The sequence below is a fragment of the Kitasatospora sp. NPDC007106 genome (assembly GCF_040634455.1).
Classification (GTDB): Bacteria; Actinomycetota; Actinomycetes; order Streptomycetales; family Streptomycetaceae; genus Kitasatospora; species Kitasatospora arboriphila.
Map to the genome: position 1 here is coordinate 1 of NZ_JBEYFP010000516.1, position 4,293 is coordinate 4,293.

10 protein-coding genes are annotated in these 4,293 nt (G+C 75.4%); 9 read left to right on the forward strand and 1 reads right to left on the reverse strand.

What is annotated here, in order from left to right:
• Positions 1 to 89: 89 nt before the first annotated feature.
• The 8 genes from ABZ641_RS27385 (at position 90) to ABZ641_RS27420 (ending at position 3,312) form a co-directional block, all read left to right on the forward strand.
• Positions 90 to 314, forward strand: a complete 225-nt coding sequence (locus ABZ641_RS27385) for a DUF6458 family protein (RefSeq protein ID WP_030275090.1) — start codon at positions 90 to 92, stop codon at positions 312 to 314.
• Between the two features lie 22 nt (positions 315 to 336).
• On the forward strand, positions 337 to 657 hold the full coding sequence (locus ABZ641_RS27390; RefSeq protein ID WP_344627843.1) for a WhiB family transcriptional regulator: 321 nt from the start codon (positions 337 to 339) through the stop codon (positions 655 to 657).
• Between the two features lie 137 nt (positions 658 to 794).
• The gene (locus tag ABZ641_RS27395) at positions 795 to 1,055 is read left to right on the forward strand and encodes a GlsB/YeaQ/YmgE family stress response membrane protein (protein WP_344627842.1); all 261 of its coding nucleotides are present in this window, start codon (positions 795 to 797) and stop codon (positions 1,053 to 1,055) included.
• A gap of 55 nt (positions 1,056 to 1,110) precedes the next feature.
• Entirely contained in the window at positions 1,111 to 1,455 is a 345-nt protein-coding gene (locus tag ABZ641_RS27400; RefSeq protein ID WP_344627841.1) for a PRC-barrel domain-containing protein, read from the forward strand.
• A 164-nt stretch (positions 1,456 to 1,619) separates the two neighbouring features.
• Positions 1,620 to 2,015: an STAS domain-containing protein gene (locus ABZ641_RS27405; RefSeq protein WP_344627840.1), complete on the forward strand. Its 396-nt coding sequence runs from the start codon at positions 1,620 to 1,622 to the stop codon at positions 2,013 to 2,015.
• Between the two features lie 82 nt (positions 2,016 to 2,097).
• On the forward strand, positions 2,098 to 2,526 hold the full coding sequence (locus tag ABZ641_RS27410; protein ID WP_344627839.1) for an ATP-binding protein: 429 nt from the start codon (positions 2,098 to 2,100) through the stop codon (positions 2,524 to 2,526).
• A gap of 93 nt (positions 2,527 to 2,619) precedes the next feature.
• Positions 2,620 to 3,036: an SsgA family sporulation/cell division regulator gene (locus ABZ641_RS27415; protein ID WP_344627838.1), complete on the forward strand. Its 417-nt coding sequence runs from the start codon at positions 2,620 to 2,622 to the stop codon at positions 3,034 to 3,036.
• A 102-nt stretch (positions 3,037 to 3,138) separates the two neighbouring features.
• Positions 3,139 to 3,312: a CsbD family protein gene (locus ABZ641_RS27420; RefSeq protein WP_030275074.1), complete on the forward strand. Its 174-nt coding sequence runs from the start codon at positions 3,139 to 3,141 to the stop codon at positions 3,310 to 3,312.
• A 51-nt stretch (positions 3,313 to 3,363) separates the two neighbouring features.
• On the opposite strand, the gene ABZ641_RS27425 is transcribed toward ABZ641_RS27420, so the two are convergent.
• The gene (locus ABZ641_RS27425; protein ID WP_359985854.1) at positions 3,364 to 3,843 is read right to left on the reverse strand and encodes a DUF427 domain-containing protein; all 480 of its coding nucleotides are present in this window, start codon (positions 3,841 to 3,843) and stop codon (positions 3,364 to 3,366) included.
• A gap of 147 nt (positions 3,844 to 3,990) precedes the next feature.
• Here ABZ641_RS27425 and ABZ641_RS27430 point away from each other — a divergent pair.
• A partial coding sequence (locus tag ABZ641_RS27430) for an oxygenase MpaB family protein (protein WP_359985857.1) occupies positions 3,991 to 4,293 on the forward strand: 303 nt, incomplete at its 3' end.

The window sequence follows — 4,293 nt, forward strand, 5'->3', positions numbered from 1 at the left end:
CCGGCCCCGGGTGACGGCGGCGAGCGGGGGTAGACGCGCCCCGGCCCGCCGCCCCGGCGGACCGCGGCAGCGACGACGGAGGAGAACCCATGGGCATCGGCGGATGCATCATCCTGTTCGCGATCGGGGCGATTCTCGCCTTCGCGGTGGACTGGCACCTCTCGGGTGTCGACCTCGACACCGTCGGCTGGGTGCTGATGGCGGCCGGCCTGCTCGGCGTCGTCGTGTACGCGAGCGCGCTGCGCCGGCGCCGGCCGCTCGGCCGCCCCGTCGACGAGGTCGTCGAGGAACGCCGCTACTACGAGGGGCCGTGACGCGCCCCGGGGAGGACCACCGATGGACACCGAGGACCGCCGCGGACGGCGGTACACCGGAAGCTGGGCCTGGCAGCGCCGAGCGGCCTGCCGGGGCAAGGACGCCGCACTGTTCTTCCACCCGGCCGGCGAGCGCGGCGAGCGCGGCCAGGAGCGGGAGGACGCGGCCAAGCGGGTCTGCACCCGCTGCCCGGTGCGCGGCCAGTGCCTGGAGTACGCGCTGGCCGCCGACGAGCGGTACGGCATCTGGGGCGGGCTGACCGAGGACGAGCGCCGCGTCCTGTCGGCCCGGGCCCGGCGCCGCGGCCGCCCGGCCACCGCCGGGCCGCCCCGCCGGAACTGAGCCGCCCCCGGTACGGCGAATCCGGGGGGAATGGAGCCGCCGGAAGGGGGCAGACGACCCCCGTCGCCGGACGGACCGGCCCCAGCAGGGGGCGGCGGCCGGGGACGCGAGAGACGGACGAAGGGAGAGGTTCGGCGATGACGATCCTCTGGGCACTGGTCGCCGGCCTGGTGGTCGGCCTGCTGGCGAGACTGGTCCTGCCGGGCCGTCAGCCCGTACCGCTGTGGCTGACGGTGCTGCTCGGCGCGATCGGCGCGGTCCTGGGCAACGCACTGGCCTCGTACCTGGGCGTGCGGCACACCGGCGGCATCGACTGGATGCGGCACCTGCTGCAGGTGGGCGTCGCCGCCGTGCTGATCGCGGCGGCCTCCCCGGTGTACGCCGGGCGCCGGCGCTGAACACCGGCTCCGGCAGGCCGACACCGACCGACACCGACGAGCGAAGGAGAAGACGATGAGCGAACAGCTGTGGAACCACCACCCCGACAACGGCGACCTCGCGGACCGGGACATCATCGGCTACACGGTGCAGGCCACCGACGGGAAGATCGGCAAGGTCGACCGGCACTCCGCCGAGGTCGACGCGGCCTACCTGGTCGTGGACACCGGCCCGTGGATCTTCGGCCGGCAGGTGCTGCTGCCGGCGGGCACCGTCCTGCGGATCGACCACGAGGAGCGGACCGTCCTGGTCGGCCGGTCGAAGGACGAGATCAAGGGCGCGCCGGAGTTCGTGAGCGAGCACGAGGTGCCCGCCGACTACCTGAACTCCCTCGGCACCTACTACCGCCCGATGATCTGACCGTTCGTCGGGGACCGGCGACGGAGCGGGGGATCCCCCGGATTCCGCCCGGCCGGCACCGGGTACGGTGCCAGAAGCGGACGGCCGGGACGGGCCGACCGGCAGGGAAGACGTGACGATACGGCGGCCGCACCGCGGACGGCCGCCGGCGGAGGGCACAGGACATGGGCAGCGGTGAACTGGGTACGGGGCCGGCGACCGGCCGGGCCGAGGGAGCCGGGGCGCCGCTGCGCACCGCCTCCGGTCCGGACGGGGCGCTGGTCTGCTCCCTGACCGGGGACCTCGACCTGGACGGCCTCGCCGAGGTCGAGGAGCCGCTGCGCGGGCTGCTGGCGGCCACCGCGCCCGGGGTGCTCTGCCTCGACCTCTCCGCGGTGGGGTTCTGCGACTCGACGGGCCTCAACCTCCTGCTCCGGCTGCGGCTGGACGCCGAGGAGTCGGGGGTCTCGCTCGTCCTGGCGCAGCCCGGCCCGCAGCTGAGCCGGCTGTTCGAGCTGACCGGCACCGGCGCGGTGTTCCGGGTCTTCGAGACGGTGGGGGAGGCGTGCGCAGCCGGGTGAGGCCGGTCCCCGGCCGCCCCGGCGGCCGGGCCGCGGCCGGGGGCGTCGCAGGGAAGTGCCGGAAATCCATCAGGGTGAGGACATGAGCAGCAGTTCGCACACCGCCGACGGGCCCGTGCTGGGCCAGCGCCGCCGGTACGCCTTCGGGCCCGCCGGACAGGTCCGGACGGGCCGGGAGTTCGCCGCCAAGGTGCTCCTGGACTGGGGCCTGGCCTGCGACGGGCTGCTGGACGAGGACGTCCGGCTGATCGTGTCGGAGCTGGTCTCCAACGCCTGCCTGCACGCTGGCGGCCCGAGCGAGCTGGTGCTCGTCCTGTCGGACCGCTCGGTGCGGATCGAGGTGCTGGACGCCGGGGACGGGGTGCCCGAGCCGCGCAGCCCGCACCGCTCCTCCCGCCCCGGCGGGCACGGCCTGCACATCGTCGGCCGGCTGAGCACCGCCTGGGGCGTGCTGCGGGCCCCGGGAGTCAAGGCGGTCTGGGCCGAGGTGGCGCTGCCCGGGAGCCCGTGAGACGGCCGCCGGCACCACCGTTCGCGGGCGCATGACCGGGCCGATCGCGGGCAGACGGGCGCCGACCGCTTCGGACCTCCCAGGGAGTCGACCGTGATCATTGCGCAGGCCGGTGCAGCCTCCGTCCCAGCCCCCGTCCCCGGCGTCGTGCCGCTCGTCCTGCGGTACGACTCCGACGACCCGTTCGCGGTGGTGCTGGACTTCCCCGACCCGCCGGCCGGCGGACGGATGTCCGGCGGCGAACCGATCAGCTGGTACGTCTCCCGGGAGCTGCTCACCGCCGGCCTCGCCGGACCCGTCGGGGACGGCGACTTCCGGCTGGTGCCGGTGGACGGCGGCCTCACCCAGCTGGAGTTCCACAACCGGCACGGCGTCGCCCTCGTCCAGGTCGCCACCGACGAACTGCGCGGCTTCCTCGCCGACACCGCCGAGGTGGTGCGGCCCGGCGACGAGCACCGGCAGGTGAGCTGGCCGGACACCGTCGAGGCGTTCCTGCGCGCGACGGAGTGACCACGGCGGGTCCGGAGCACGCCGTGCATGGAACGGCGGGAACGGGGCAGACGCCGTCCGTGACCGCCGGTGGAACGCCCGCCGGCCCCGAAGGGAGTGGTCATGAGCGGCAAGAACAAGGTCGAGAACATGGCCCAGAAGGCCAAGGGCAAGGCGACGGAGACGGCCGGCAAGGCCGTCGGCAACGAGCGCATGACCGCGAAGGGCAAGATCGACCAGGCCGCCGCCGACGCCAAGCAGGCGGGCGAGAAGGCCAAGGACGCGCTCAAGCACTGACCCGTCCGGCCTCGGGCCAGGGGCGGGGGCGCCGTACACCGGCGCCCCCGCTCACCAGTGCCCCGACCCGGCCCCGCCCTTGAACGGCCCGCGGACGGCCGAGGTGATCCAGCCCCCGTAGAAGCCGCCCTCCTGCGGCAGGACCACCTCTCCGTCGACCGTGCAGCGGTCCACCCGCGCCGGGTAGAACGCCAGGTGGTCGCGGATCGCCCCGTAGCCGGGCGAGGGCTCGGGGTAGCTCCAGGCGGCGTTCTCGCTGCGCACCCCGTCGACGACGAGGTCCCAGTAGACGGCCGCACCCTTCCACTCGCACCAGCTGCGCAGCCGGGTCGGCACCAGCACCCCGGGCGCCACCGCCGCCGGCGGCAGGTAGAACACCGGCGGGTGGCTGGTCTCCAGCACCCGCAGCGCGTCCCCGGTGTCGGCCACCAGCAGGCCGTGGAACTCCACGGTCACCCGGCGCCCGGCCCGTTCCACCCGCGGCGGACGCGGGTAGTCCCACACCGACTCCGTACCGTCCTCGTCGGCCATCGCCGCCTCCTCGTTCCGGCGCGCCGGAGCGCGCGGGAAGGGTTCGGAGCCGGTCCCGGAGCGGATGGGCGGCCCGCCGTCACCGGCGGCCCTGCGGTTGCCGGCCGGTACCGGCGGGCAGGCTCCGGACGACGGGAGGTGTTCCGGATGTCCGGTACCCGTGCGGCCGAGGGGCCGAGGATACCCGCCGAGGGCCTGTTCGGCCCGGAGTCCGTCACCTGGCGGGTGCACGCCGACCCGGCGATGCTGCTGGGCGGCCTGCGGGCGCTGCTGCTGCAGGCGCTGCACCCGCTGGCGATGGCCGGGGTCTCCCAGCACTCCGCCTTCCGCGAGGACCCGTGGGGCAGGCTCGACCGCACCGCGGCCTTCATCGGCGCGGTGACCTACGGCACCGGCGAGGAGGCCCGCGAGGCCGTGGACCGGGTCCGCCGGGTGCACCGGCACGTCCGC